The organism is Flavobacterium humidisoli (genome assembly GCF_023272795.1).
Classification (GTDB): Bacteria; Bacteroidota; Bacteroidia; order Flavobacteriales; family Flavobacteriaceae; genus Flavobacterium; species Flavobacterium humidisoli.
This window is the reverse complement of sequence record NZ_CP096829.1, coordinates 1769064-1794010: the sequence shown is the minus strand read 5'-3', so window position 1 is coordinate 1794010 and position 24947 is coordinate 1769064. Positions and strand designations below refer to the sequence as shown.

The following is a 24947-nucleotide window of genomic DNA, read 5'->3' as shown; positions in this document are numbered from 1 at the left end:
TTTTTAAAATTGAACGTTAGCTCCAAACAAAATAGATCTTGCTTGTGGGTAAACTCCCTTGTCTATACCAAAAACTTGGCCTCCAATTTCTGGATCAAATCCAGTATATTTTGTAAAAGTGATTAAGTTCTCTCCTGTTAGGTAAAAACGTAATTTATCTGCTCCAATTTTAGATGATAAACTAGCTGGCATTGTGTATCCAAGAGTTACCACTTTTAAACGTAAGTAGTTTCCATTTTCCAAGTAAAAATCAGACATGTTAGTGTAGTTTTTATTTGGGTCATTATTTGTCAATCTTGGGTAATCATTAGAAGTTCCTTCTCCAACCCAACGCTCTAAAGCTTTAGTTTGGTAGTTTGCATTAAGGACATCTAATCTTCTTAAACCTTGGAAAATTTTGCTTCCCGCAGATCCTTGAGTAAATGCCATAAAATCGAAGTTTTTGTAGTCTAAGTTTACTGTGAATCCAAAAGTATATTTAGGAATATTTGTTCCTAAGAATTGTTTATCGTCCTCTGTAATATTTCCATCACCATTTGTATCTACCCAACGGAAATCTCCAGGTCTAGCATTTGGCTGAATTAAACCTCCATTTGCATTTTTGTAAGCTGCAACTTCAGCTTCATTTTGGAAAATTCCAGCTGTTTTAAATCCGTAGAATTCGTTAAATGAATGTCCAACTTGTGTTCTCGTTACAGGTCCCATAGATTGGAACGTAGCATCTCCAACAATAAAATTAGTAGATGATCCTACATAAGTAATTTCGTTTTTCAAGTAAGCAAAGTTGGCATTAACTCCCAAATTAAAATCTCCAAGTCTTTTCTTGTAACCTAATTCAACCTCCAAACCAGTATTGTCCATATCTGCAATGTTAGCAGAAGGAGCATCAGTTGCTCCAACATATCCAGGAATTACAACGTTTCTTAAGATTCCTTTTGTTGATTTTTTGAAATAATCAAGTGTAAGAGAAAAATCATTAAATAATTTTGCATCAAGACCTACAGTAGTCTGAGACGTTTCTTCCCATCCTAAGTTTGCATTTGGTAAAGTAGAGTTTCCGTATCCAGTTGTAATACTTCCAGAATTTCCAATAGTATAATTGTAACCTCCTACAACCGTAGCTCTATATTTAAAATCTTCAATGTTATCATTACCTACAACTCCGTAACCTCCACGGAATTTCAAAGTGTTTACGACATTGTTTTCTTTCCAAAAACCTTCTTTAGAAACTACCCATCCTAAAGAGAATGAAGGGAAGACTCCAAATTTATTGTTTTCACCAAAACGAGTTGATCCATCACGACGAACGATTCCAGTAAAAAGATATTTCTCCATGTAATCGTAGTTGGCACGTAAAAACAATGAAGCTAATTTGTGCTCTACTTTATCGCTTGTTCTTGTTGTTCTATCAGCTTGAGGAATATCAAAATTCCAAGAAGCATCTTTATAGCTTGTAATTGGAAGACCAAACATTGTTGTTCCGATAGTGCTACCAATATTTTCCACATAAGCACCTTGTCCTGCTAAAACACTTACATTATGATCTCCAAATTTGTTAGCATAAGACAACGTATTTTCTAAAGTCCAAGAAAGTGCTTTTTCGTTGTTTTGGTTGTAGTTATTTCTGTCAGCTTTCATGTTTGGATTTAAGAAGTTAACCGGAGTAAACATTTCATTCCCCCAGTAAGCTAACTTACCGCCAAGTGTTGTTCTAAATTTTAAATGACTAGTAATGTTAGCCTCTAAATAAGCATTACCAACAAAATCGTCTGACCAGTCAAATCCTCCCAATCTAGTTTGAGTGTAAGCTAGAGGGTTTGTCATCTCTTGTTGTACTAAAGAAGAAATTCCGTAAGGATTTCCATTTGCATCTCTAACAACATTTGGGTTTGTGTAGTAACCCGAGTTTGCAACAGCAGGATCAGTAACTACAAGTGGAGTAAGCGGATCTAAGTTAATTGCAGAGCTTAAAGGCCCACCAAACTCATTATTTACGTTACCAATTCCTTTTGTTTTTTGGTGTGTGTATCCAAAAGTCTGTCCGAAAGTAAAATAATTAGAAATTTTGTGTGTTGAGTTTAATCGGAAGTTTTTCTTTGTATAGTTAGAAATATCTGTAACAACAATACCTTGCTGATCTTGAATTCCAAATGAAGCATAGAAAGTAGATTTTTCGCCACCACCGCTAATACTTAATTCATGTGTGTATCTGAAAGCAGAATCGTTAAAAATGGCATCCTGCCAATCTGTACCTTTTCCGAAAGCTGCTGGATTTGCATATTTAATAGCGCCACCATCGTTTATAGACTTTTCATTCATAATAGTTGCATACTGAGTCGCATTCAACATATCTAATCTTTTAGCTGGAGCAGAAATACCTGCAAAACCATTATAGTTTACAGAAATTTTTCCTGATTTTCCTTTTTTAGTAGTAACTAAAATAACCCCAGTTGCAGCACGAGTACCATAGATTGCAGCAGAAGCGGCATCTTTAAGCACCTCAATAGACTCAATATCAGACTGATTGATAAAACCAACTGCACCTGCATCAACAGCAATTCCGTCAACAACCCATAATGGATCATTTCCGCCTTCTCTAAAGGTAGTAATACCTCTTACACGAACTTTAGACGCTGCACCAGGACTTCCAGAAGTAGCTGCAACAGAAACCCCTGCCACTCTACCTTGTAAAGATTGTTCAACTCGTCCGTTTGGCACTTTTTCAAGATCAGCTGCTTTTACGCTAGAAATAGCTCCAGTTACAACAGATTTCTTTTGAGTACCATATCCAACAACAACAACTTCATTTAAAGATTGTGATTCTGGTTTTAATTGAACAGTAATTTTTGTTCTTCCGTTTACGGCTTCTGTTACTGTAGCGTAACCAATAAACGTAATTGTTAGTGATCCGTTTGAAGGTACCTGCATCTGGAATTTTCCGTCAAAGTCTGACGCAGTAGATTTAGTAGTACCTTTTAATAAAATTGTTGCACCTGGAACAGGCATACCAGTTTCATCTTTAATCATTCCATTTACTGTGACATCCTGAGCCACAGCGATAACCGAGAATAACAAAGATGAAATACAAAAAACAAGTAATTTTGTTAATTTCATTTTTCTAAAAATTTTGGTTAATTAATTAGTAATTTGATGCAATACTAAAACTAAATTTTTACTTTTCACATCTAAAAGTCATTACAAAAACACATCAAAAACAAAAAAATAATATTATAAAAACACATCAAAAAAACTATAAATAATTGATTATAAGAATTTTAAAAAAACAAAAAATAGTACTAAAAAAAAGTTAATATTAAAAAATAACACTACAAGAAGTTTTTAGTAGAATAACTTATTAAAAATCATCAAAACTACAACGTGATAGTACCTACTATTACGTTGTAAATAGCTATTAAATAAACAATTAGGAGAATAAAACGTTCATTTTTACTAAAACCTAAAAAATAGAGAATATCATTTTTTTACCCTACTTTTTTTACATTATTAGCAATTATTTTTATTATAAGAAAAAACTTATTTTGCATAATTTTACAAGAAATTACTTTCTTTTAAAGAGTTTTCTAGGTTAAAAAAATAGGAAATAGCACTTTAAAAAATCGAAAAAACATCTTTTTTTAGTGAAAATGAGAAGAAGGTTGGTTTTTCATTGAAATTAAATCTTGTAATTTCTCCTTATTTTAAAATGCCTTTTAGGCTATTATAATTTTGCTTTAAAGAAAGGAAAATGCAGAAGAGAAGACTCATCAATAAAGCCTAAAAAAGCTTCAAAACACCTTTATTCTACACTTTAAACCGTTCTATATTGGCTTAAATGAAAACAAAAAAGGGCTTTATTAAAATACGGTCAAAAAATTGGATACAAACGGCCCTTTTGAGGTATTAGATAACATATCGGTTCCAAACAGCACTACACTCTAGGAAAGTAATAAGCAAAAAAAATAGCCCATAATCGAAATTATGGGCTACTCAGGCAATAAACTTAACTTAAACTAACCATAGTTTAAATCTTAAATACGCTTTCATCGTAGAATGAAGCATAAAAGGTTTGAAATTCGAAAAAGGAATCTTTTAGTCTTCCTTTTTCGAAATAACTAACACAAAATATTTTATTCAGGTTTGAAGATAAATGTCCAACCAGTACCGTATGTATCGCTTTTTGTTAAATGAAGCACCAGTCTAGTTTCAGTCAGTTCAATCACTTCATATATACCATCAGCATTACCAGCTTCATATCCTAACATTTTAGAATTAGAAATCGTTAATAGCTTATTTTTAATATCTAGCTTAAAAGAGCCTTTTGTTGGCGTGGCTGTTTTTGTCGTATAATGATTATAGTTTGCAGCGCCATTCAAATCAAAATGCATTTTACCACTAGCATCAACTGGAACAACATCTCCTGAACCTCCAGCGTTCCACCAAACTACATCCCATTTGTCTTTACCTCCATTAGCTTCATCTGGTGACATGTACCACCAATTTCTGCCATCTCCTCCAACACCATCAAAAACCCATGTTTTACCAGCAGCTGTATCTTCACTTACCAAATCATACCAATCTTGATCTAGACGCGTATCGATCCTATCAACTTGTACATCAATTGTTTTTGTAAAAAACGTTGCTCCCAAAGTTCCAACAAAAGTAAAAGTTGATTTACCTGGAATTGGATAAACAATGGTTACTTCATTTGTTAATGCTTTGTCTAAACCATAGTCCCAATAGCCTGTAACTCCAGGCGTATTCATACTAAGCGTAATTTTATTACCCCCAGGAGGTGTTTGTGTAGCTACTAATTGAACTCCAGCAACATCGGTTGAGTCTGACAAATGTTGTTCGTCTACAATTGGGTCACACGCCGAAAAGATCAGCATAAAGACAGCAATTAGTAAATATTTTATATTATGAATTTTCATCTTTCTAATTATTAATAGTTATTAAATATTACCAACCTGGATTTTGATTGTAAACTCCATTTAATAGTCTCATTTCTGTTTCAGGAATCGGAACTAAACCTTTAATTTCAGGTCTGTATTTTACACTATAATTAGCATCAACACCAGAGTTTCTAACTTGAGTTACATCATTAAAAGCAGTTTCAACATCTCCCCAACGAACTAAGTCAAACCAGTGTAAACCTTCAAAAGCCAATTCATGCAAGCGTTCTGTTTTAATATTATCAAGAGAATATCCAACTGGTCCGAGGTGAGCTCTTGCTCTTACTGCATTCATACCGTCAGCTGTTTTAGTAATTTCAGAATGCATTAATAATACATCTGCAAAACGCATGAAAATAAAATCTTGAGCATGCATTAACTGCATATCTGTAATTGACCAAGCATACATTTGAACAAACATACCCACATATGATCCTTTGCCATTGTCGTGCTGTAATGAAACATATTTTTTATTGAAATATCCTGTTTCATGATCCCCTTTATCTGCTGCATAGCCGTCTGTACCTTGATCTGCTTTACCCACTTCAAGTATTGAACCTCTTTTTCTTGGGTCGGCATCATCCTAGCCACTATATAATCTTGGGTTTACAGTACACCATCCCCAGCCTTCTCCAAAAGGCGCCAGTGAGTTACCGCGCAAAGAATTAAACAGAGCAAGTCTATTAGTATAGCTCTGACCATTTGTCCAATCCCAGTTACCAAAAGAATATCTTTGTACAAACATAGTCTCTAAATTTCCTGTTCCAAATGTTGGAGTGACACCATCTTGACCAACCCATGACAATCCTTCTGCAGCAGCCCAAGGCAGTACGGTATCGCTCTTTGCACTTTTATTTACATAAGAATATGGCCAAAGGTTTCTGAAATCAGATGCTAGCTTATGACCACTATTATTGATACAATCGTCTAAATAAGATGCAACCTGCGTTCCTGTTAAAGAACCCCCTCCTACTAGAGGTAAATCTGCGGTTGCTTTCTTTTCGATATTGCTCATGTATCCAGTATAAAACAAAAATACACGTCCCATATATGCTTCTGCTACCCATTTGTTTGCGTGACCATATCTAGAAGTCGGAATACTGGTAAATGGTGTAGAAGGCAAGGTTTCAATAGACAATTTCAAGTCAGATGCAATTTGTGCAAAGGTCTCCTCATACGTTGCTCTCGGCACTAATCTATCAGCATCATATGTTACAATCAATGGAACCCCTCCAAAGAATTTAGCTAATCTGAAGTAAAAGAAAGCTCTCATAAATAAAGCCTCCCCAAGCGCTTGTTTTTTAAAATCTTCTGCTTCTTGCGGTGTATTAAAATACTTAGAAAAATCTGCTGTTGGAACTTTTTCTATAATGGCATTTGCTCTAGAAATTCCATTGTATGATTGTTTCCACATGTCGCGATACGTATCTTCAGCAGGATCTTCAAAATTATCTACCCACTTTGCAGATTTATCATCAGGACCTCCACCGCCAAACATCATATTATCCATTAAATTGGCAGCAACTTGTTCTTCACTATGAACATTTGCTGTATAGATGGCATTATAAACACCTGCCATTGCTTCGTCTATATCAGTAGGGCTCTTATAAAAACTATTTAAACTCTTTTCTGAAAGGTTCTCGGTATCCAGATAATCATCACAGCTCGATACTGCAAAAATTGCTGAAATTGCTATTATATATCTTAGTTTTTTCATTGTCAATGTTTTAATATTAGAAATCTGCACTTAATCCAAACATTACTGTTCTCGATTGTGGATATAGACCTAAATCTACTCCAGAAGCCCATGAATAGTTTGTATTATCTCCTCCCCAGCGAACCTCTGGATCCATACCATCATATTTTGTAAATGTGTATAAGTTATTTACAGCAACATAAAATTTAAGATTCGAGATAAATTTAAAATCTTTCAGTATTTCATTAAAGTTATAACCTACAGTTAAATTATTAATTCTCAAATAATCAGCATTGTGCATGTATATATCAGAAATATAATTTGTGTTTCTGTTTGACACAGAACTTAAACGTGGCATTTTGTTTGAAGTTCCTTCTCCGTGCCAACGATCAAAAACATCTGAAGTATAATTTTGTTTTGGACTATCAGCAAACGATCTGTAAGATTGCATTACCTGCATTCCGTATTTCCCTGCCATTGTCGTGTTTAAATAAACATTTTTATATTCAAAGTTTAACTGAATACCTAATTGGAAATCAGGGTTTGGATCTCCTAACATTGTTTTATCCTTTTCATCTATAACACCATCATTATTTAGGTCGACAAAACGAACATCACCAGGACGCTGATCATTAAAATATGGCTGGCCTGTAGGACCTACATAAGCCTCAACCTCTTGTTGGTTTTGCAAAATTCCTGCTGTTTTAAATCCATAGAAAGAACCGATCGCGTAACCTACTTGTGCTCTTGAAATCTCTGAAGTTCCTTGAGATAATACGTGCGATAAACCGTTAATTATACCATTACCGTTTGCAATTCTTGTAACTCTATTTTTATTAAAAGCCCCACTTACAGTAGCACCATATTTAAAACCACCTATTTTATCTTTCCAACTAACAGAAAGCTCATAACCTTTATTTTCAATATCTCCTCCATTAATATAAGGATCATCAGCACCAGCAGTTCCAGGATATTGTGCTTTAACCAACCAGTCTTTTGTTGTTTTCTTGTACCAGTCAAATGTTATACCTAATCTTGAATCGAAAAAACTGGAATCAAATCCGAAATCTAACTGTTCTGACGTTTCCCAGCTAACATCTGGATTTGGCACTGTTGAAGGATATGCAGTCTGTCCAGAAACTGGTTTTGTGTCTCCAAAGAAGTAACCAGGGAAAGCATATTTAATACTTGATGAGTAATAGAAAGCATAATCAGTATATTGATTACCGTTTTGCCCCCAGCTTGCTCTTAACTTCAAGAAATTAAGATATTTTGAAGTATTGGCCATAAAATCTTCTTTTGTAACCACCCATCCTGCAGATACTGAAGGAAAATTACCATACTTATTACCATCGCCAAAATTTGAAGATCCGTCACGACGTATAACAGCAGAAAGAAGATATTTCTCTTTATAATCGTACTGAGCACGTGCAAAATAAGACATAATAGCACCACCTCCTGCTGCTTTATCAAAACCTGTTGTATTAATATCTGCAACAGTTCCCGGGCTCTTAGTGTTGTCTAAATAAGCATATTTTGGATCATTAGGAAACAATAAACCGTTTCTTGAACCATAAACATTATTTTCAACAATTCTTTGCCATAACTCTGTACCAATTACTGCGTTAATATTATGATTACCAATTTGTTTCTGATACGCCACTGTATTAGTCCATGTTGAGTTAGCACCAAAATACTGAGATTGTGTTGCGCCATCGATAGCATCATTGTAAAGTACGCCCAAATGATAGGTTGGGTTCATTGTTCTATTGTATCCAAACCATGAATCTATACCATAAACTGATTTAAATCTCAGGTTAGAAACTGGCTCAATCTCTACAAATACATTTCCAATAATTTTATGATCTTTTGGATAATTGTAATTACTTCTGTAATACATTACCGCTAAAGGATTGGTTTGATTTGTATTTAACCCATCCAATGTAGGAGTAAATCCGTATTCGTTGATATTTCTATCAATCGCTGTCTGCCAGTAAGCAGGCTGTAACGGGTTTTGTGTAAGAGCATTATGCAAATCGTTCCCATAAATGTTACCATTTGAAACATCTCTCTTTTGAATATTGGTATAAGTTAAATTCTCTCCAATAGTAATAATGTTATGGCTATCATTTTTTTTCAGAACCATTTGCGTATTCATCCTTGCGGTTAATCTTTTAAATCCCGCATCTACGATATTCCCACCTAGTATACCATCTTGATCAAAATAGGAAACCCCAAATGAATACGTAATATCTTCAGTTCCTCCAGTAATATTAATCGAATGGTTCACTACAGGAGCATTCTTTTTAGACATTTCATTAATCCAATTAGTTCCTGTCCAACCATTTTGCAGTTTATTCCAGATCTCTTCTCCAAGCTGTGTTCCAGCTCCAGGATAATTTCTCTCTAACCAATCGTTAGTAGTTAACATTGTTTTCCAGTCATTTGGAGCAAGACCATCATTTACTCTTCCTTCATCCATGATGTACATGTATTCTTGTGCATTTAAAGGATCCAGATTTTTGTAGATGTTCTGAATTCCAAAATAAGTGTCATAAGAAATTTTAGCAGGTCTTCCTTTACGTCCTTTAACTGTAGTTACCAAAACAACTCCATTTGCTGCTCTAGAACCATAGATTGCCGCAGAAGCCGCGTCTTTAAGAACATCTATAGATTCGATATCTGAAGGACTTAGATAATCAATATCTCCAACAGCAACTCCATCTACGATATACAACGGATTTGAAGACCCAATTGTACCAATACCACGGATAACAACTTTAGTACCAGCCCCTGGTGCCCCACTATTTCTAGTAATGCTAATACCTGGCGCAATACCTTGAAGAGCTTCCATAGCCGATCCTGTATTCAATTCCTTTAGTGTTTCTCCTTTTAAGTTTGTAGAAGCACCAGTAATCAAAGCTTTCTTTTGTGTACCGTATCCGATAACCACAACTTCATTTAAACTTTGAGATACTGCTTTAAGAACAATAGTAAGTTTGGTTTTTCCTCCTATTGCTTCATTTACAGTTTCAAAACCAACGAAACTAATAGTCAAAGTTCCGTTAGAGGGAGCACTAATCTGAAATTTCCCATCAAAGTCAGATGCAGTTGCTTTATTGGTCCCCTTTACTAAAACCGTCGCACCTGGGACGGGTAATCCACTTTCATCATTAATGATTCCATTTATTGTCACATCCTGAGCTAATGCGACAACAGAAAACAGTAAAGACGAAACACAAAAAATAAATAATTTTGTCAATTTCATTTTTCTAAAAATTTTGGTTAATTAATTAGTAATTTAATGCAATGATAATGTTAAATTTAAATAAACTGAGATTAAAATTCTTTACAAAAACACTTCAAACTAAATCTTAACACACTACAAAAACACAACATTTATCTTTTAAATATTTGATTTACTTAATCTTAACTTTTAAAAAAAAATGTTATAAAAATGTTAATTAAAAAAAACGTATATTACATTTGCAGAACAGCAACTATTACGTTATAATTTACAAAAAAATCAAAAAACTAGATTGATCATCATTGATAAATCAACAATTTAAAACCAAAATAAAGCATTTATAATAAAAATATATTTAAAATTTTATGAAATCTATAGTTAGAATTTTTACACTAATTTTACTATTATTCTTACAGTTTAAAGGTTTTTCGCAGGTAAAAAATATTGGAATTCCAGACATAAAAAATTATAAAAGATCAGAATATAAAGGAGGGACTCAAAACTGGAGTATCGATCAGGATAAAAATGGAAATATTTATTTTGCAAACAACAGCGGTTTAATTCAATTTGACGGTTCAAACTGGCATAAATATTCTTTACCGAACAAATCTGAGATTAGAAGTTTAAAAATTGATGCTTTAGGAAGGATATTTGTTGGAGGAAATAACGAATTTGGTTATTTCAAAAATGACGAAAAAGGAATTTTAAAATACCATTCTCTTTATAATCTATTGAGTCCAATAGACAAAGAAAACATCAACCTAATATGGAGAATTCATATATTTAATGGAGAAGTTATCTTTCAGTCTTTCAGTAAAGTGTTTTTTCTGAAAAATGAAAAAGTCACAACACTTACAGCTCCTCATAAATTTCAATTTTCATTTTTAGTAAACAATCGACTTTATTTTCAAGATAAAACATTAGGTGTACTCGAATACAAAAACAGAAAGCTTACTGCAATAAAAGGCACTACCGTGTTTAATGACAAAGAGATATGGTCTCTTTTCCCATTGTCTAACAATAAATTATTGTACGCCACTTTAGAGAAGGGGCTTTTTGTGTCCGAAAATGGCGTTATTAAACCTTGGGCAACTGAAGCCAATGAATTTATAAAGAAAAACACTTCGCTTGGTGGATCTATCATTAAAAATAAATTTATAATACTTAATTCAGTATTAGATGGAGCCATTATCTGCGATCTAAACGGAAAAATAATCCAGCATTTAAACCGCCAAAAAGGAATTCAGAACAATACAATTCTAGCTTCATTTGTTGACAACAAAAGTAATATCTGGCTCGGACTCGATAATGGTATCACTTTCATAAATGAAAATTCTCCTTTCTCCTATTTTGACTACAGTTATAACATAGGTACTGTATACGCCTCTACGATGTATAACGGGAATCTTTATGTGGCAACCAATCAGGGATTATTTTACCATCCTTGGGGAGGCTCTTTTAAAGACAGTCCTTTTACAAGAGTCGAAGGAACAATTTCGCAAGTTTGGAACATTCAGGTTTTAAATAATGTACTAATATGCGCCAGTAATAGCGGAGCATTAATTATTGAAAACAACAGGGTTTCAAAAATACTAGACAATAAAGGATATTTTGGCTTCAAAAAAATACCTGATCATGATAACTACATAATAGGCGAAAGCTACAATGGGTTTTCAGTCTTTAAACGATCAGCAACTGGATACGATTATTTACATCAGGTAAAAGGATTTGATGAAACGACTAATAATTTTTCTGTAGAAATTGATGCGAACTATCTTTGGCTAAAGAAAAATCCTTTCTTGTACCAAGTAAAATTATCTGAAGATTTACAACGCTTTGATTTCATAAAAAAGCATGTCAACATATCTGAAAAGTATAAAGGAATAAACAGTCTGCAAAATATAAACGGCAAAGTCTATTTTCAAGTAAAAAATCATTTTTTCAGATATTCTGTTGAGCAAGAAGCTTTTTTTGAAGATAAAAAAATAACAAACCTATTCAACGGAATTCCTACTATTAATACCTTAATTGAAGATTCTGCTGGAAACCTTTGGTACGCTTTTAACGAATCTCTTGGCGTATTAGTCAAAAACAAGAACGGAACTTTTGCGAAAAAACAAGCTATTTTTTCAAATTTAACAGGTAATTTGGTTAACAACTACATATCTGTAAACGCAATAGATCCTCAGAATGTTTTTATAGGATTAACAGATCGTTTGGCACATTATAACTCAACTATTCCAAACACTTTTATGACAAAACCAAAAGCTTTTATTGAAAGCTTTACTAATCCTGGAGACACTATTTTAACCGGTAATTTGGCCAATAAACTAGAATCATACAGCATACCATACAAGCACAATCGCGTCAAATTTACTTTTGCGTCGCCAACCTATGAAAATCAGGAAAACGTAATGTATTCGTACAAATTAGAACCTTTTGAAGAAAATTGGCGCGGCTGGTCATCAACAGCAATAAAAGAATATACCAATCTGAGAGAAGGCAATTATGTAATGAAATTAAAAGCCAGAAATAGCTACGGTATAGAATCTAATATCACAGAAGTAGAATTTACAGTATCTCCGCCATGGTACAGACACTTTTTGGCTTATTTATTTTATCTCGTGCTCATTTTACTTGGCGCATATTTAATCTCAGTTAGAATTAAATTGAAGATTAGAAAAAATAGATATTATGAAACTATTGAACAAAGAAGACTATATCTTGAAAAAGAGTCTAAAATCAGACATGAACAACATGATTTGGAAAAAGAAATTGAAAAGCTGAAAAACGACAAGCTTCAAATCAAAATCTTAGCAAAAGATAAAGAGCTAGTAAACAACTCTTTACAAGTTGTAAAAAAGAACAAAGTTTTAAACGGAATCATTCATAAACTGAAAGATATTGACACTGGAATTTTAGACGAAAACACCAAATCAGAGTTTAGCAAATTACATAAAAGCATTGTAAAAGAGGTGAATACTGACAAGAGCTGGAAAGACCTCGAAAAGCATATTAAAAACGTTCATTTTGAGTTTTTAAAGAGATTAAAAGGACAATATCCGACCATTTCTCCAAGAGAATTAGATTTATCTACATATTTATTAATGAATATGTCTACAAAAGAAATCGCTGAAATTATGAACATTTCTACAGGCGGAGTCGAATTAGCTCGTTATCGTTTAAGAAAGAAATTAGGCTTAAATAAAAAGGAAAACTTAATCGGATTTTTAATGAGTATATAAAAGAAAAGCCATTCAAATTTGAATGGCTTTTCTTTTAATTAAATATATTCTAAAGTTCGCTCTAAGGCCATACCTCGTGAACCTTTTATCAATATCATATTAGACTCAAAGCTAAAGGTTTTTAAAAATTCGGCAAAAGCATCGAATGTTTCAAAAAAATGAATGTTTTCACTCGGAATCTTATTAGCAAAAAAAGATTTTCCTATTAAAAGACATAAAGCCTGTTTTTGATCTGCTAAAGAATCAATTATAACTTTATGCTCGTGAAGGCTTTCATCTCCCAATTCGAACATATCTCCAAGAACCATAATCTTATCTTTCTTGTCCAATTGTAAGAAATTGGTAATAGCCACCGCCATACTACTCGGATTAGCATTATAAGCATCTAAGATAATCTCATTTGAGCCTTTTTGCATCATTTGAGATCTATTATTAGCTGGAATATAATTCTCAATAGCACTCTTGATATCACTTTCTTTTACCTCAAAATATTTTCCGATAGCCGTAGCCGCATTTATGTTGTTGGCATTGTAAAGACCAATTAAATGAGATTCTATTGAAAAATCATTGTATTCACTAGCAACGAAAGGATTTGCGGTAATATTTTGGATATTTAAGTCTGCCTTTTCTTTTTTTATTCCAAAAGTAAAAGACTTTATGCCTGTTGATTTCTCAATCTGAATTGGATCTTCTAAATTTACAAAAACAGTTTTCTGGTTTGCAGAAAGATATTGGTACATTTCACTTTTACCCGCGATTACACCTTCCACTCCGCCAAAACCTTCCAAGTGCGCTTTTCCAAAATTGGTTATATAACCAAAATCAGGCTGTGCAATCTGACACAAAAATTCAATTTCTTTTTGATGGTTGGCTCCCATTTCTACAATACCGATTTCTGTTTCCTTTGTAAAAGAAAGCAGTGTCAGAGGAACGCCAATATGGTTATTTAAATTACCAACAGTTGCTTTTGTCTTAAACTTTTTTGACAAAACAACATTGATTAATTCTTTTGTCGTCGTTTTTCCGTTACTACCTGTTAAAGCAACAATTGGGAGCGCCAAATAAGCACGATGAAACTTTGCCAGTTCCTGAAGCGTTTCTATGCTATTTTTTACCAAAATAGTCCTATCGTCTATAAAATAAGATTCATTGTCAATAACAACAAATAAAGCTCCTAAATCTAATGCTTCTTTAGCAAATGTATTAGCATCAAAATTCTCTCCTTTAATAGCAAAAAACATCGAATTTTTTTCGATTTTTCTTGTGTCGATAGACAGAGAACTGCACTGCAAAAATAAGTTATGAATGTCTTGAATATTCATTTATAATTTTTTTAATATGTCATAAAAGTAGAAAAAAAACAATAAAAAAATTCCAAATTCCAGACTGAATATTCAGCTTTTGGAATTTGGAATTTTTGATATTATAATTCCTAAATTTTAGTTTCTAGGAGATTTTCTTTTTTCAGCTTTAGAACCTACTCTAGACATCGCACATCTGAAACCAATGTAATCAGTTGCCATATCTTGTGGGAAGTATCTTCTTTGAGCTGGATCTAACCAATAAGCTCTATCTCTCCAAGATCCTCCTTTGTAAACTCTTACTTTATCATCGATCAAAGTAGTACGTTTACTAGAGTTATCATATTTTCTGATCATTTTTCCTAAACTGTCAGTTGTTACATTGTGCTTAGGAGAGTTGTACATTGTTTGATCTGCTTTTGAACCTGATTCAGAATCACCAAAGTCAAAATATCTTGAAGATTGTTTATCACCATCTCTGTAGTTGATATTGTCACTTGTACTGAAATTTGTTCTCAAGTAAGTTTCTTGCTCATCAACAGGAACTTGAGCGATTTCTCCAGGAAGATTTCTTGCAATAACTTTACCGTTACTTAAAGTATCATACTTAATAGTAGAAGTTGTAACGATTTCAATTTTACCGTCTTTACCAATTTTATTCTTAGCGTATTGGTTTCCTCTATAATAGTTGAAATCATTTGCTTCGTTATCAATAATAGGTCTGTAAACATCGGCTACCCATTCTGCAACGTTTCCTGCCATATCATAAAGACCGAAATCGTTTGGTGCATAACTTTTTACTTCATTAGTAATATCAGCTCCATCATCTGACCAACCTGCAATTCCACCGTAATCACCGTTTCCTTGTTTAAAGTTAGCCAATTGGTCACCTTTGTTTTTACGTTTATTAGAACGTGTATAATCTCCAGACCAAGGATATTTCTTTTGTCCTTTGTAAATGTTATATTCTCTTTGTCCAACATCAGCAGCAGCAGCATATTCCCATTCTGCTTCAGTAGGAAGCCTGTATTCTGGTAATATAATTCCAGAAGAACGTTGTGCGTATACATTCGCCTGCTCAGGTACTACACCATCTTTTCCAGCTTTTGGCCTTCTCCCATCAGGACTTTTCTTTAATACGATTTCTTCACTGGCACCACGTGATGTACTAGGAGACATTAAATAACCTTCAGTATTAAATGCATTTTCAGCATTAACATCATTTGTTTTGGCTCCTTTTTTAAGATATCCGTTTTTCTCTAAAACAGCCTCATTTACACGGTCTGTTCTCCATTTACTAAACTCAACTGCTTGAATCCAGTTAACACCAACTACAGGATAGTTAGCATAAGATGGGTGTCTTAAATAGTTATTAGTCATCGTTTCGTTGTATCCTAAACGATTTCTCCATACTAAGGTATCTGGTGATGCTCCTTCGTAAATATTTTTGTAATTTTCTTCTGTTGGCGGGAAAACTTTCTTTAACCACTCTAGGTATTCTAAGTACATACCGTTCGTAACTTCGGTTTCATCCATATAGAATGATTGAACGTGTTGTTGAGTTGGCGTGTTATTCCAATCATGCATAACATCATCCTGTACTTTACCCATAGTAAACGTACCTCCTTCAACAAAAACCAAACCAGGACCAGCCTGTTGTTTTTTACCTGCATTTCTGGCAGCAGTTCCATTCTGACTATCTACATCCCAGCCTGTAGCTCTAGAAGCATGGCTCGAACTCGATTTTTTGCTACAACTAGCCGTGCCCAACATCAATACCATTGACATCATTAACTGCAAGACTACAATTTTGTTTACTTTCATACTCATTCTTAGGTGATAAATTTAGGTGCTGCAATATAATAATTAACATTTAATTGGCAACATCTGTTCTAATAATTTTATTTAGCTGTTTTTTCCAGAAAATAACCTTTAGTTACGAACGCAAAAATATACTTTTTATTATTTACTGTAACATGAAATACTATATTTTTACTTACTAATTATTTTTTAATTAAATTTCGGTTTTTTAACTCATGAAACAAGCAATTCTTATCTCTCTTTTACTGATCCCAATTCTTTCGTTTTCCCAGATAAATGGGAACATAACGATAGATTGGCAAAACAAAAAAGAGGTAAATTATGGCGAAAATAAAATTACAATTCCATTCTTCTCAGGAAGTAGTTTTCGCTTCGACACTACAAAAAAAAACATAATGTTCCTCCAAAATCTGAATCAACCAAACGCTTCAGGCAGTAGTTCGGCACAAATAAGCAACGTCATTTATGAGTCGGTTTCAAGAGCAGATTTAGGGGATTTAACACTTGAAAACATACCTGAAAAACCAAATGAATCATTAATAGTTACCAATGCAAGAGATCTAAAATATACTTTCCTGTCTTTATCTCCTATAATTAAGGAAGGAAACAGCTACAAACGCATCAAATCATTTTCTTACTTTATTAGCAACACGACCAGACGAACTACATCAACTTCTTCATTTCAAAAATCGGCAGCAATTTCAAATTCTGTCTTAGCCTCTGGAGATTGGTATCGCTTTTACATTCAGAAATCTGGTGTCTACAGAATAAACAGGTCTTTTTTGCAAAGTTTAGGATTTGACCCTTCTAAAGCTGATCCTAGAAAAATCAAAATCTATGGAAATGGCGGAAGAATGCTACCTCTCCCTAATGACAATTACTATCCCGATGATTTAACAGAAAACACTATACAGATAATAGGTGAAAATGATGGCGTTTTCAACAATGAAGATTACATTCTTTTTTATGCCGAAGGGCCAGACAATTGGAGTTCTGAAAACCAAACTAACTTAAATCTATACGACACTAAGTCCTATTATTATATTACGGCTTCTGGCGGAGACGGAAAGAGAATTCAAAACTTAAATCAGCCCGCAGGAAATAGCACCTTAGAATTAAACACGTTTGATGACTATCAATATCACGAAATTGACCAAACCAACATTGTCCATCTAGGCCGCCAATGGCTTGGAGAATCGTTTGATATCAATCAAGAACAGGAATTTTCATTTAATTTTCCAAACCTGGACACTACTGTTCCTGTAAAAATAGAAGTAAGTGCCGCATCTGCCTCTTTAACCAGCACTTCTTTTTCAATAGCCGCAAACACACAAAATGTGGGATCTATAAGCTTTCCATCTATAATTGCAAACTCTGACAATAAATATAGGACAGGAAAACTTCCAGCAAATACTGAATTCACCGGAACAGACAATATCAAAATAAAACTTACCTATAATAATAATGGTGTTCCGGGATCTAAAGGCTATTTAGATTATATCAATCTTACTGCCAAACGAAAACTTTTAGGAACAGGCAAACAATTTCATTTTCAATACAACGACGCAGGCTCTATTGCAGGAATTGCCAACTACACAATTGGAAACGCATCTGGAATAACACAAATCTGGGACATTACTGACCTATATAATGTATATAAAATCGAAAACACCAATCAAGCTTCTTTTAGCTTTAAGGCCAATTTGGGAGAAGTTAGAAAATATATCGCAATAGATGCTTCTGATTATTATACTCCATTAAAAGAAAATCAGTCAAAAGTTGCCAATCAGAATTTAAAAGGAACAATTTTCAGAAACAATCAGAGCTCTTTTCAAGATATTGACTACGTAATTATAACTCCAAAGGCATTATCCTCACAGGCCGAAAGATTGGCGAGTTTTCACAGAACCAATTCTAATTTAAATGTAAAAGTGATTGCCTTAGAAAACATCTATCAAGAATTTTCTTCTGGCAAACAAGACATTGCCGCTATTCGAAATTGTATCAGATATATTTACAACAATGCTTCTTCTCCAGAAAAAAGAGTGCGTTATGTAAACTTATTTGGAGATGCTTCGTTTGATTATAAAGATCGTATCTCAAACAACACCAACATTGTACCTATATATCAATCTCTAACAAGCAATACAGTGGGAGAATCTTCATTTGCTTCTGATGATTTTTACGGATTAATGGATTCTAACGAAGGGATTATTATTCCGTCTCTTGCAGGAATAGACATAGCCGTAGGAAGAATGTTAGTTTCAGATAATGCCCAAGCACAGGAAATGGTGAACAAAGTCTTTGAATATTATGACACAAAATCATACGGAAATTGGAGAAATAATGTTGTTTTAATTAGCGACGATTCAGACAAAGCTGGCGACCAGACCCTACAAGCAAACCAAAATGCACTTGCAGATCAAATTGCAACAGAAAAGCCTTTTTTCAATATCGATAAAATATTTTTAGACGCTTACACGCAAGAAGCTTCTGCAGGCGGATCGAGATACCCTAAAGCAAGAACCGATTTTTTTAATGCTTTTGAAAAAGGCGCATTGATATTTAACTATTTAGGTCATGGTGGAGAGGACGGATTAGCAAGCGAAAGAATTTGGGAAAAATCGGATGGGCAAAACTTAACCAATCAATACAAATATCCTTTATTTATTACCATTACCTGCGAATTTTCTCGTTTTGACGATCCAACAAGACCAACTGCTGGCGAATATGTTTTCTGGAATCCAAAAGGAGGTGCTATTTCAATGCTAACAACCATTCGCGAAATCGGACAGGCAAACGCAGAAGAATTCAACAAAACACTCAGCAAAAACCTTCTTTCTTATGGCTCAAATCAATACAACACTATTGCAGAGTCTTTAAGAATATCCAAAAACGAAAACCCAAGCTCTTCTAGCAATGTTGTCTTTTATTTAGGAGACCCAGCTTTAATGCTTGCCATTGCAAAACCACGAATTAATTTAACTAAAGTAAACGATATTGTGATTTCGCAAGCAATTCCTGATTTAAAATCATTGTCAAAAATTAAAATTTCAGGAGAAATCACAGACGAAAACAATACGCTTTTAAGCAATTATAACGGAGAATTGGCAACTGCCATTTTCGATAAATTAATCACAAACACTACTTTAAACAACGACGGATTTAGCCCTCCAATGCAATTTAAAACTTTGGGAGAAACCATTTTTAGAGGAAATGCATCTGTTACCAACGGGCAATTCGAATTTAGTTTTGTTGTTCCTAGAGATATTAGAATTCCTGTTGACAACGGCAGAATCAGTTTCTATTCGAAGAAAAACGAATCGCTAGAAAACCAAACAGGATACAACAATACGATCAAAATTGGAGGAATTAACGAAAATGCACCTCAAGACAATATAAGTCCAAAAGTGAAGTTATATATGAACGACGAAACTTTTGTATCTGGTGGAATAACGAATGAATCGCCTTTTCTTTTGGCTTTTTTAGAAGATGAAAACGGAATTAATACAGCAAGTGGAATCGGACACGATATTGTCGCTATTTTAGACGGAGACGTAAGTAATCCTTATATTTTGAATGATTATTACCAAACAAAATTAGACGATTACACTAACGGAAATTTACGTTTTCCATTCCGAAATCTAGCTCCTGGACTGCACACTATAAGCTTTACTGCTTGGGATGTTTACAATAATCCTGTTACTAGTGAAATCCAATTTACAGTTGTAGGAGACGATTCTTTGACACTATCACACGTTCTTAATTATCCAAATCCATTTTCAACTTACACCCAATTCTGGTTTTCGCACAACAGGCCATACGAACCATTAGATGTACAAGTACAGGTAATGACTATTACTGGAAAAGTAGTTTGGACAAAAAATCAAACCATTACAACAGAAGGTTTTTTATCTAGAGAAATAACATGGGACGGAAGAGATGATTTTGGCGACAAAATCGGAAAAGGAGTGTATATTTACAAACTGACTGTAAAATCTAATTTAACAAATAAAAAAGCAGAAAAATACGAAAAGCTTGTCATCCTATAATATTATATATATTTGCACCACCAAAAACATTAGTCCCATAAATGAAAAAACTATCACTTTTATTAATTTGTATTTTTAGCATTTACAACTCAAAGGCACAGGAATCAAGGCCAATTGTTACTGGAGTACCTTTTTTATTAGTCGCTGCTGATGCTAGAGCAGCAGGTTTGGCAGACCAAGGCGTCGCCACTTCTGCAGACGTTTTCTCTCAACAATGGAACCCTGCTAAGTATGCATTCTCTGAAGATGCACAAGGGCTTTCTATCAGTTACACCCCTTATTTAACGGATCTTGCCAATGATATCTCATTAGGCCAGATTACGTACTACAACAAAATCAATGAAAAAAGTGCCTTTGCAGGAAGTTTTCGCTATTTTGGTTTTGGAGGAATTGAATTAAGATACACTGGAGATCCAAATGAGGCCGTAAGAGAAGTAAATCCAAACGAATTTGCCTTAGACGGATCTTATTCTTTAAAATTAAGCGAGAAATTCTCCATGGCTGTTGCCGGACGTTTCATCAGTTCAAACTTAAAAGTTGCTTCAGAAGAAGTTGATGCTACATCTGCAAGATCTTTTGCTGTTGATGTGGCTGCTTTTTACCAATCTGAAGAAATTGCTTACCAAGATTTCAATGGTAGATGGAGAGCCGGTGTTAACTTCCAAAACATGGGACCAAAAATCAGCTATGATAATGACGACGTAAGCACAAACTTCTTACCTGCCAATTTAAGATTAGGAGGAGGTTTTGATTTTATCTTTGATGATTACAACAAACTTACTTTAAGCGCTGAGCTTACTAAACTTTTAGTTCCGACACCTCCAGGAATTGGAACACCTGTAGACGTAAACGGCGATGGCGATTTTGATGATCCAGAAGATATTTCTCAACAAGAAGCAACAGACATTGGCTATAGAAATTATAACGACATTGGCTGGTTTCAAGGAATATTTAAATCTTTCGGAGATGCGCCAGGCGGATTTAAAGAAGAAATAAAAGAAGTAACTTATAGCGTAGCTGCAGAATATATGTATCAAGATGCTTTTGCAATGCGTTTAGGATATTATCATGAAAGCCCAGAAAAAGGAGCTAAACAGTTTTTCTCTTTAGGTGCAGGATTCAAATACAACATTATGAAAATTGATGTTTCATACTTATTCTCAGCATCTAAAATAAAAAATCCTTTAGAAAACACGCTTCGTTTCTCTTTAACGTTTAACTTTGGAGACAAATACGAAACGTATTAAAGAGAAAGTTTAAAATAAAAATAATTCAATCCAAATTCCGGCATTTTAGGAATTTGGATTTTTTTTCCCTTAAAAACAGATGAAAGAAATCAATATAACAACATCCTTTACAATATTTGACACCCTAAACGAACTTCCAACTGAAATTCAGGATCTAATGCATCAAGCTATCGAGGTTAGAAAAAAAGCTTACGCACCGTATTCAAAATTTAAAGTTGGAGCCGCTTTACTTTTAGATAACGGAAAAGTTATTTTAGGTTCTAACCAAGAAAATGCTGCTTATCCGTCTGGACTTTGTGCAGAGAGAACTGCAATTTTTTACGCAGGAAGCACGTATCCAGAAGCAAAAATCTTAAAAATGGCAATTACAGCAGCTTCAGATATCAATCAGACCACTGCACCTATTCCGCCTTGTGGTTCCTGCCGCCAATCAATAGCAGAATACGAAATAAAACAAGACACCCCTATTGAAATCTATTTTATGGGAGAAATTGGTGAAATTTACAAATCATCATCCCTAAAAAATTTACTCCCATTGATGTTCGACAAAAAGTTCTTGTAAAAAAAGCCAAAAAGTATCGTTTTAATTTTAGTTCTTAAATGTAATGTCTTATTTTTGCATCCCGACCTTTCGGGCGCAAATTTGTGGGAGGAAACTATTTTGCGTTACAGGCACAATAATCGATAACACAAACAACTTTAGCAAAAGAAAGAATTCAGATGAAAGAAGTTACAAAAGAGGTATATTTAAAGTGGTACGAAGACATGCTACTTTGGAGAAAGTTTGAAGACAAACTTGCAGCGTTATACATCCAACAAAAAGTTAGAGGTTTTCTACACTTATATAATGGTCAGGAAGCTGTATTAGCAGGTGCACTGCACGCTATGGATTTGACCAAAGATAAAATGATTACTGCTTACAGAAACCACGTTCAACCAATTGGTATGGGAGTTGATCCTAGAAACGTAATGGCAGAACTTTTAGGAAAAGCAACAGGAACTTCAAAAGGTATGGGAGGTTCTATGCACATTTTCTCTAAAGAACATGGTTTTTACGGAGGACACGGAATCGTAGGTGCTCAAATTCCTGTGGGAGCTGGTATAGCTTTCGCAGATAAATATTTTAATACTGGCGGTGTTACTATGACTTACTTCGGTGATGGTGCTGCTAGACAAGGCTCTCTTCATGAAGCTTTCAACATGGCTATGTTATGGAAACTTCCAGTTGTATTTATCGTTGAAAACAACGGTTATGCAATGGGAACTTCTGTAGAAAGAACTGCAAACCACACTGACATCTGGAAATTAGGTTTAGGTTATGAAATGCCTTGCGGACCTGTTGACGGAATGAATCCAGTAAAAGTGGCTGAAGCAATGCACGAAGCTATCGAAAGAGCACGTCGCGGAGATGGACCAACTTTCCTTGAAATGAAAACGTACCGTTACAGAGGACACTCTATGTCTGATGCACAATTATACCGTTCTAAAGAAGAGGTTGAAGAGTACAAAAAAATCGACCCAATTACTCAAGTTCTTGACGTAATCTTGGATCAAAAATATGCTACCGCTGAAGAAATTGAAGTAATTGACCAAAGAGTTAAAGACTTAGTTGAAGAGTGTGCGAAATTCGCTGAAGAATCTCCATACCCAGACTTACAACAATTATACGATGTAGTATACGCACAAGAAGACTATCCATTTACACCTCATAAATTATAATATCATGGCGATTAAAGTAACAATGCCTCGTTTGAGCGATACTATGACTGAAGGAACGGTAGCAACTTGGCTTAAAAAAGTAGGCGACAAAGTAAGCGAAGGTGATATCTTAGCTGAAATTGAAACAGACAAAGCAACAATGGAGTTCGAATCTTTTAACGAAGGAACTCTTTTACATATCGGAATTCAAGCTGGAGAAACTGCTCCTGTTGATTCATTATTAGCTATCATTGGTAAAGAAGGAGAAGATATTTCTGCTCTTTTAGCTGGTGGTGATACTCCTGCTGCCGAAGCTCCAAAAGCGGATGCTCCTGCTGCTGAAACAAAAACTGAAACTGCTGCTCCTGCAAAAGCTGCAGCTGAATTACCAAAAGGTGTTATAGTTGTAACTATGCCACGTTTGAGTGATACAATGACTGAAGGTACTGTTGCAACTTGGTTGAAAAAAGTTGGCGACACTGTAGCTGAAGGAGATATTTTAGCAGAAATTGAAACAGACAAAGCTACTATGGAGTTTGAGTCTTTCAATGCTGGTACATTATTATACATCGGAATTCAAGAAGGAAACACTGCGCCAGTTGACAGCTTATTAGCGATCATTGGACCTGCAGGAACTGATATTTCTGGAGTTGCGGATAACTTTACTGCTGGAGGCGCTGCAACTGCAAGTGCTCCTGCCGCAGAAGAAAAAGCTGCTCCTGCTGCTGAAAAAACAACTGAAGCTGTTGCTGAAACTTCAAACGGAGGAAGAATTTTAGCTTCACCATTAGCTAAGAAAATTGCTTCTGACAAAGGAATCCAATTATCTCAAGTTAAAGGTTCTGGAGAAAACGGACGTATCGTAAAAAGCGATATCGAGAACTTTACTCCATCTGCCCAAGCACAAACTGCTGCTTCTGCACCAGCTGCAAAACAAGAAGCGTCTGCTCCTGCTGCACCAAAAGTTTTTGTTCCTGCTGGAGAAGTTTACACAGAAGAGATCAAAAATTCTCAAATGCGTAAAATCATTGCAAAACGTTTGGCAGAATCTTTATTTACTGCACCTCACTACAACTTAGTGATCGAAGTAAGCATGGACGAAGCAATGCAAGCAAGAGCTGCTATCAATAGCGTTCCTGATACAAAAGTATCTTTCAACGATATGGTAATCAAAGCTTGTGCTTTAGCACTGAAAAAACACCCAAAAATCAACTCTCAGTGGAAAGAAGATGCTATCATCATCAACCACCACGTAAATATTGGTGTTGCTGTAGCTGTTGAAGACGGATTAGTAGTTCCTGTATTGAAATTTACAGACGCTATGAGTTTATCTCAAATCGGTGGTTCAGTAAGAGATCTTGCCGGAAGAGCTAAAAACAAAAAATTAGGACCACAAGAAATGGAAGGAAGTACTTTTACAGTATCTAACCTTGGTATGTTTGGTATTACTGAATTCAATTCGATCATCAACCAACCAAACTCTGCTATCCTTTCTGTAGGTGCAATTGTTGAGAAACCAGTAGTTAAAAACGGTCAAATTGTAGTTGGAAACACAATGATGCTATCATTAGCTTGCGACCACAGAACAATCGACGGTGCAACCGGTGCTCAGTTCTTACAAACATTAAAACAATACATCGAAAGCCCAGTTACAATGTTGGCATAATCGTTGTTAATTTTATAATTAA

General features: G+C 34.5%; 12 protein-coding genes and 1 pseudogene. 6 read left to right on the top strand and 7 right to left on the bottom strand.

Annotation, left to right across the window (positions count from 1 at the left end):
- Nucleotides 1–3 precede the first annotated feature (3 nt).
- The 5 genes and pseudogenes from M0M44_RS08035 to M0M44_RS08015 all read right to left on the bottom strand — a co-directional run bounded on the left by M0M44_RS08035 (nucleotide 4) and on the right by M0M44_RS08015 (nucleotide 9916).
- Nucleotides 4–3114 (bottom strand): SusC/RagA family TonB-linked outer membrane protein, encoded by a 3111-nt coding sequence (locus M0M44_RS08035; RefSeq protein WP_248729294.1) that lies wholly within the window; start codon nucleotides 3112–3114, stop codon nucleotides 4–6.
- Nucleotides 3115–4127: 1013 nt separating this feature from the next.
- Nucleotides 4128–4931: a lipocalin family protein gene (locus M0M44_RS08030; protein ID WP_248729293.1), complete on the bottom strand. Its 804-nt coding sequence runs from the start codon at nucleotides 4929–4931 to the stop codon at nucleotides 4128–4130.
- Nucleotides 4932–4959: 28 nt separating this feature from the next.
- Nucleotides 4960–5520: pseudogene (locus M0M44_RS08025) on the bottom strand (RagB/SusD family nutrient uptake outer membrane protein); the annotation flags it as partial.
- A 15-nt stretch (nucleotides 5521–5535) separates the two neighbouring features.
- Nucleotides 5536–6669, bottom strand: coding sequence for a RagB/SusD family nutrient uptake outer membrane protein (locus M0M44_RS08020; RefSeq protein WP_248729291.1), 1134 nt, complete (start codon nucleotides 6667–6669; stop codon nucleotides 5536–5538).
- A gap of 16 nt (nucleotides 6670–6685) precedes the next feature.
- On the bottom strand, nucleotides 6686–9916 hold the full coding sequence (locus M0M44_RS08015; protein ID WP_248729290.1) for a SusC/RagA family TonB-linked outer membrane protein: 3231 nt from the start codon (nucleotides 9914–9916) through the stop codon (nucleotides 6686–6688).
- Nucleotides 9917–10260: 344 nt separating this feature from the next.
- On the opposite strand from M0M44_RS08015, the gene M0M44_RS08010 reads away from it, so the two are divergent.
- Nucleotides 10261–13140: a helix-turn-helix and ligand-binding sensor domain-containing protein gene (locus tag M0M44_RS08010; protein ID WP_248729289.1), complete on the top strand. Its 2880-nt coding sequence runs from the start codon at nucleotides 10261–10263 to the stop codon at nucleotides 13138–13140.
- Between the two features lie 38 nt (nucleotides 13141–13178).
- Here the strand turns inward: M0M44_RS08010 and M0M44_RS08005 are convergent, their stop codons facing one another.
- Nucleotides 13179–14462 (bottom strand): UDP-N-acetylmuramoyl-tripeptide--D-alanyl-D-alanine ligase, encoded by a 1284-nt coding sequence (locus M0M44_RS08005; RefSeq protein ID WP_248729288.1) that lies wholly within the window; start codon nucleotides 14460–14462, stop codon nucleotides 13179–13181.
- A 117-nt stretch (nucleotides 14463–14579) separates the two neighbouring features.
- Nucleotides 14580–16265: a gliding motility lipoprotein GldJ gene (gene gldJ, locus M0M44_RS08000; protein ID WP_248729287.1), complete on the bottom strand. Its 1686-nt coding sequence runs from the start codon at nucleotides 16263–16265 to the stop codon at nucleotides 14580–14582.
- Between the two features lie 212 nt (nucleotides 16266–16477).
- On the opposite strand from gldJ, the gene porU reads away from it, so the two are divergent.
- From porU to M0M44_RS07975, 5 genes are all read left to right on the top strand, one after another.
- Nucleotides 16478–20314, top strand: a complete 3837-nt coding sequence (gene porU / locus M0M44_RS07995; RefSeq protein ID WP_248729286.1) for a type IX secretion system sortase PorU — start codon at nucleotides 16478–16480, stop codon at nucleotides 20312–20314.
- Between the two features lie 41 nt (nucleotides 20315–20355).
- Nucleotides 20356–21561 carry a type IX secretion system outer membrane channel protein PorV gene (gene porV / locus M0M44_RS07990; RefSeq protein WP_248729285.1) on the top strand — a complete coding sequence of 402 codons (1206 nt, stop codon included), beginning with the start codon at nucleotides 20356–20358 and terminating at the stop codon, nucleotides 21559–21561.
- 79 nt (nucleotides 21562–21640) lie between these two features.
- Nucleotides 21641–22123 carry a cytidine deaminase gene (cdd, locus tag M0M44_RS07985; protein ID WP_095928017.1) on the top strand — a complete coding sequence of 161 codons (483 nt, stop codon included), beginning with the start codon at nucleotides 21641–21643 and terminating at the stop codon, nucleotides 22121–22123.
- 158 nt (nucleotides 22124–22281) lie between these two features.
- Nucleotides 22282–23280, top strand: coding sequence for a pyruvate dehydrogenase (acetyl-transferring) E1 component subunit alpha (pdhA, locus tag M0M44_RS07980; RefSeq protein ID WP_012023629.1), 999 nt, complete (start codon nucleotides 22282–22284; stop codon nucleotides 23278–23280).
- 4 nt (nucleotides 23281–23284) lie between these two features.
- The gene (locus M0M44_RS07975) at nucleotides 23285–24925 is read left to right on the top strand and encodes a pyruvate dehydrogenase complex dihydrolipoamide acetyltransferase (RefSeq protein ID WP_248729284.1); all 1641 of its coding nucleotides are present in this window, start codon (nucleotides 23285–23287) and stop codon (nucleotides 24923–24925) included.
- Nucleotides 24926–24947 lie beyond the last annotated feature (22 nt).

What these genes read in the sequence shown, in the direction of transcription:
- M0M44_RS08035 (WP_248729294.1), bottom strand. Translation starts at nt 3,114, where the DNA reads ATGAAATTAACAAAATTACTTGTTTTTTGTATTTCATCTTTGTTATTC.
- M0M44_RS08030 (WP_248729293.1), bottom strand. Translation starts at nt 4,931, where the DNA reads ATGAAAATTCATAATATAAAATATTTACTAATTGCTGTCTTTATGCTG.
- M0M44_RS08020 (WP_248729291.1), bottom strand. Translation starts at nt 6,669, where the DNA reads ATGAAAAAACTAAGATATATAATAGCAATTTCAGCAATTTTTGCAGTA.
- M0M44_RS08015 (WP_248729290.1), bottom strand. Translation starts at nt 9,916, where the DNA reads ATGAAATTGACAAAATTATTTATTTTTTGTGTTTCGTCTTTACTGTTT.
- M0M44_RS08010 (WP_248729289.1), top strand. Translation starts at nt 10,261, where the DNA reads ATGAAATCTATAGTTAGAATTTTTACACTAATTTTACTATTATTCTTA.
- M0M44_RS08005 (WP_248729288.1), bottom strand. Translation starts at nt 14,462, where the DNA reads ATGAATATTCAAGACATTCATAACTTATTTTTGCAGTGCAGTTCTCTG.
- gldJ (WP_248729287.1), bottom strand. Translation starts at nt 16,265, where the DNA reads ATGAAAGTAAACAAAATTGTAGTCTTGCAGTTAATGATGTCAATGGTA.
- porU (WP_248729286.1), top strand. Translation starts at nt 16,478, where the DNA reads ATGAAACAAGCAATTCTTATCTCTCTTTTACTGATCCCAATTCTTTCG.
- porV (WP_248729285.1), top strand. Translation starts at nt 20,356, where the DNA reads ATGAAAAAACTATCACTTTTATTAATTTGTATTTTTAGCATTTACAAC.
- cdd (WP_095928017.1), top strand. Translation starts at nt 21,641, where the DNA reads ATGAAAGAAATCAATATAACAACATCCTTTACAATATTTGACACCCTA.
- pdhA (WP_012023629.1), top strand. Translation starts at nt 22,282, where the DNA reads ATGAAAGAAGTTACAAAAGAGGTATATTTAAAGTGGTACGAAGACATG.
- M0M44_RS07975 (WP_248729284.1), top strand. Translation starts at nt 23,285, where the DNA reads ATGGCGATTAAAGTAACAATGCCTCGTTTGAGCGATACTATGACTGAA.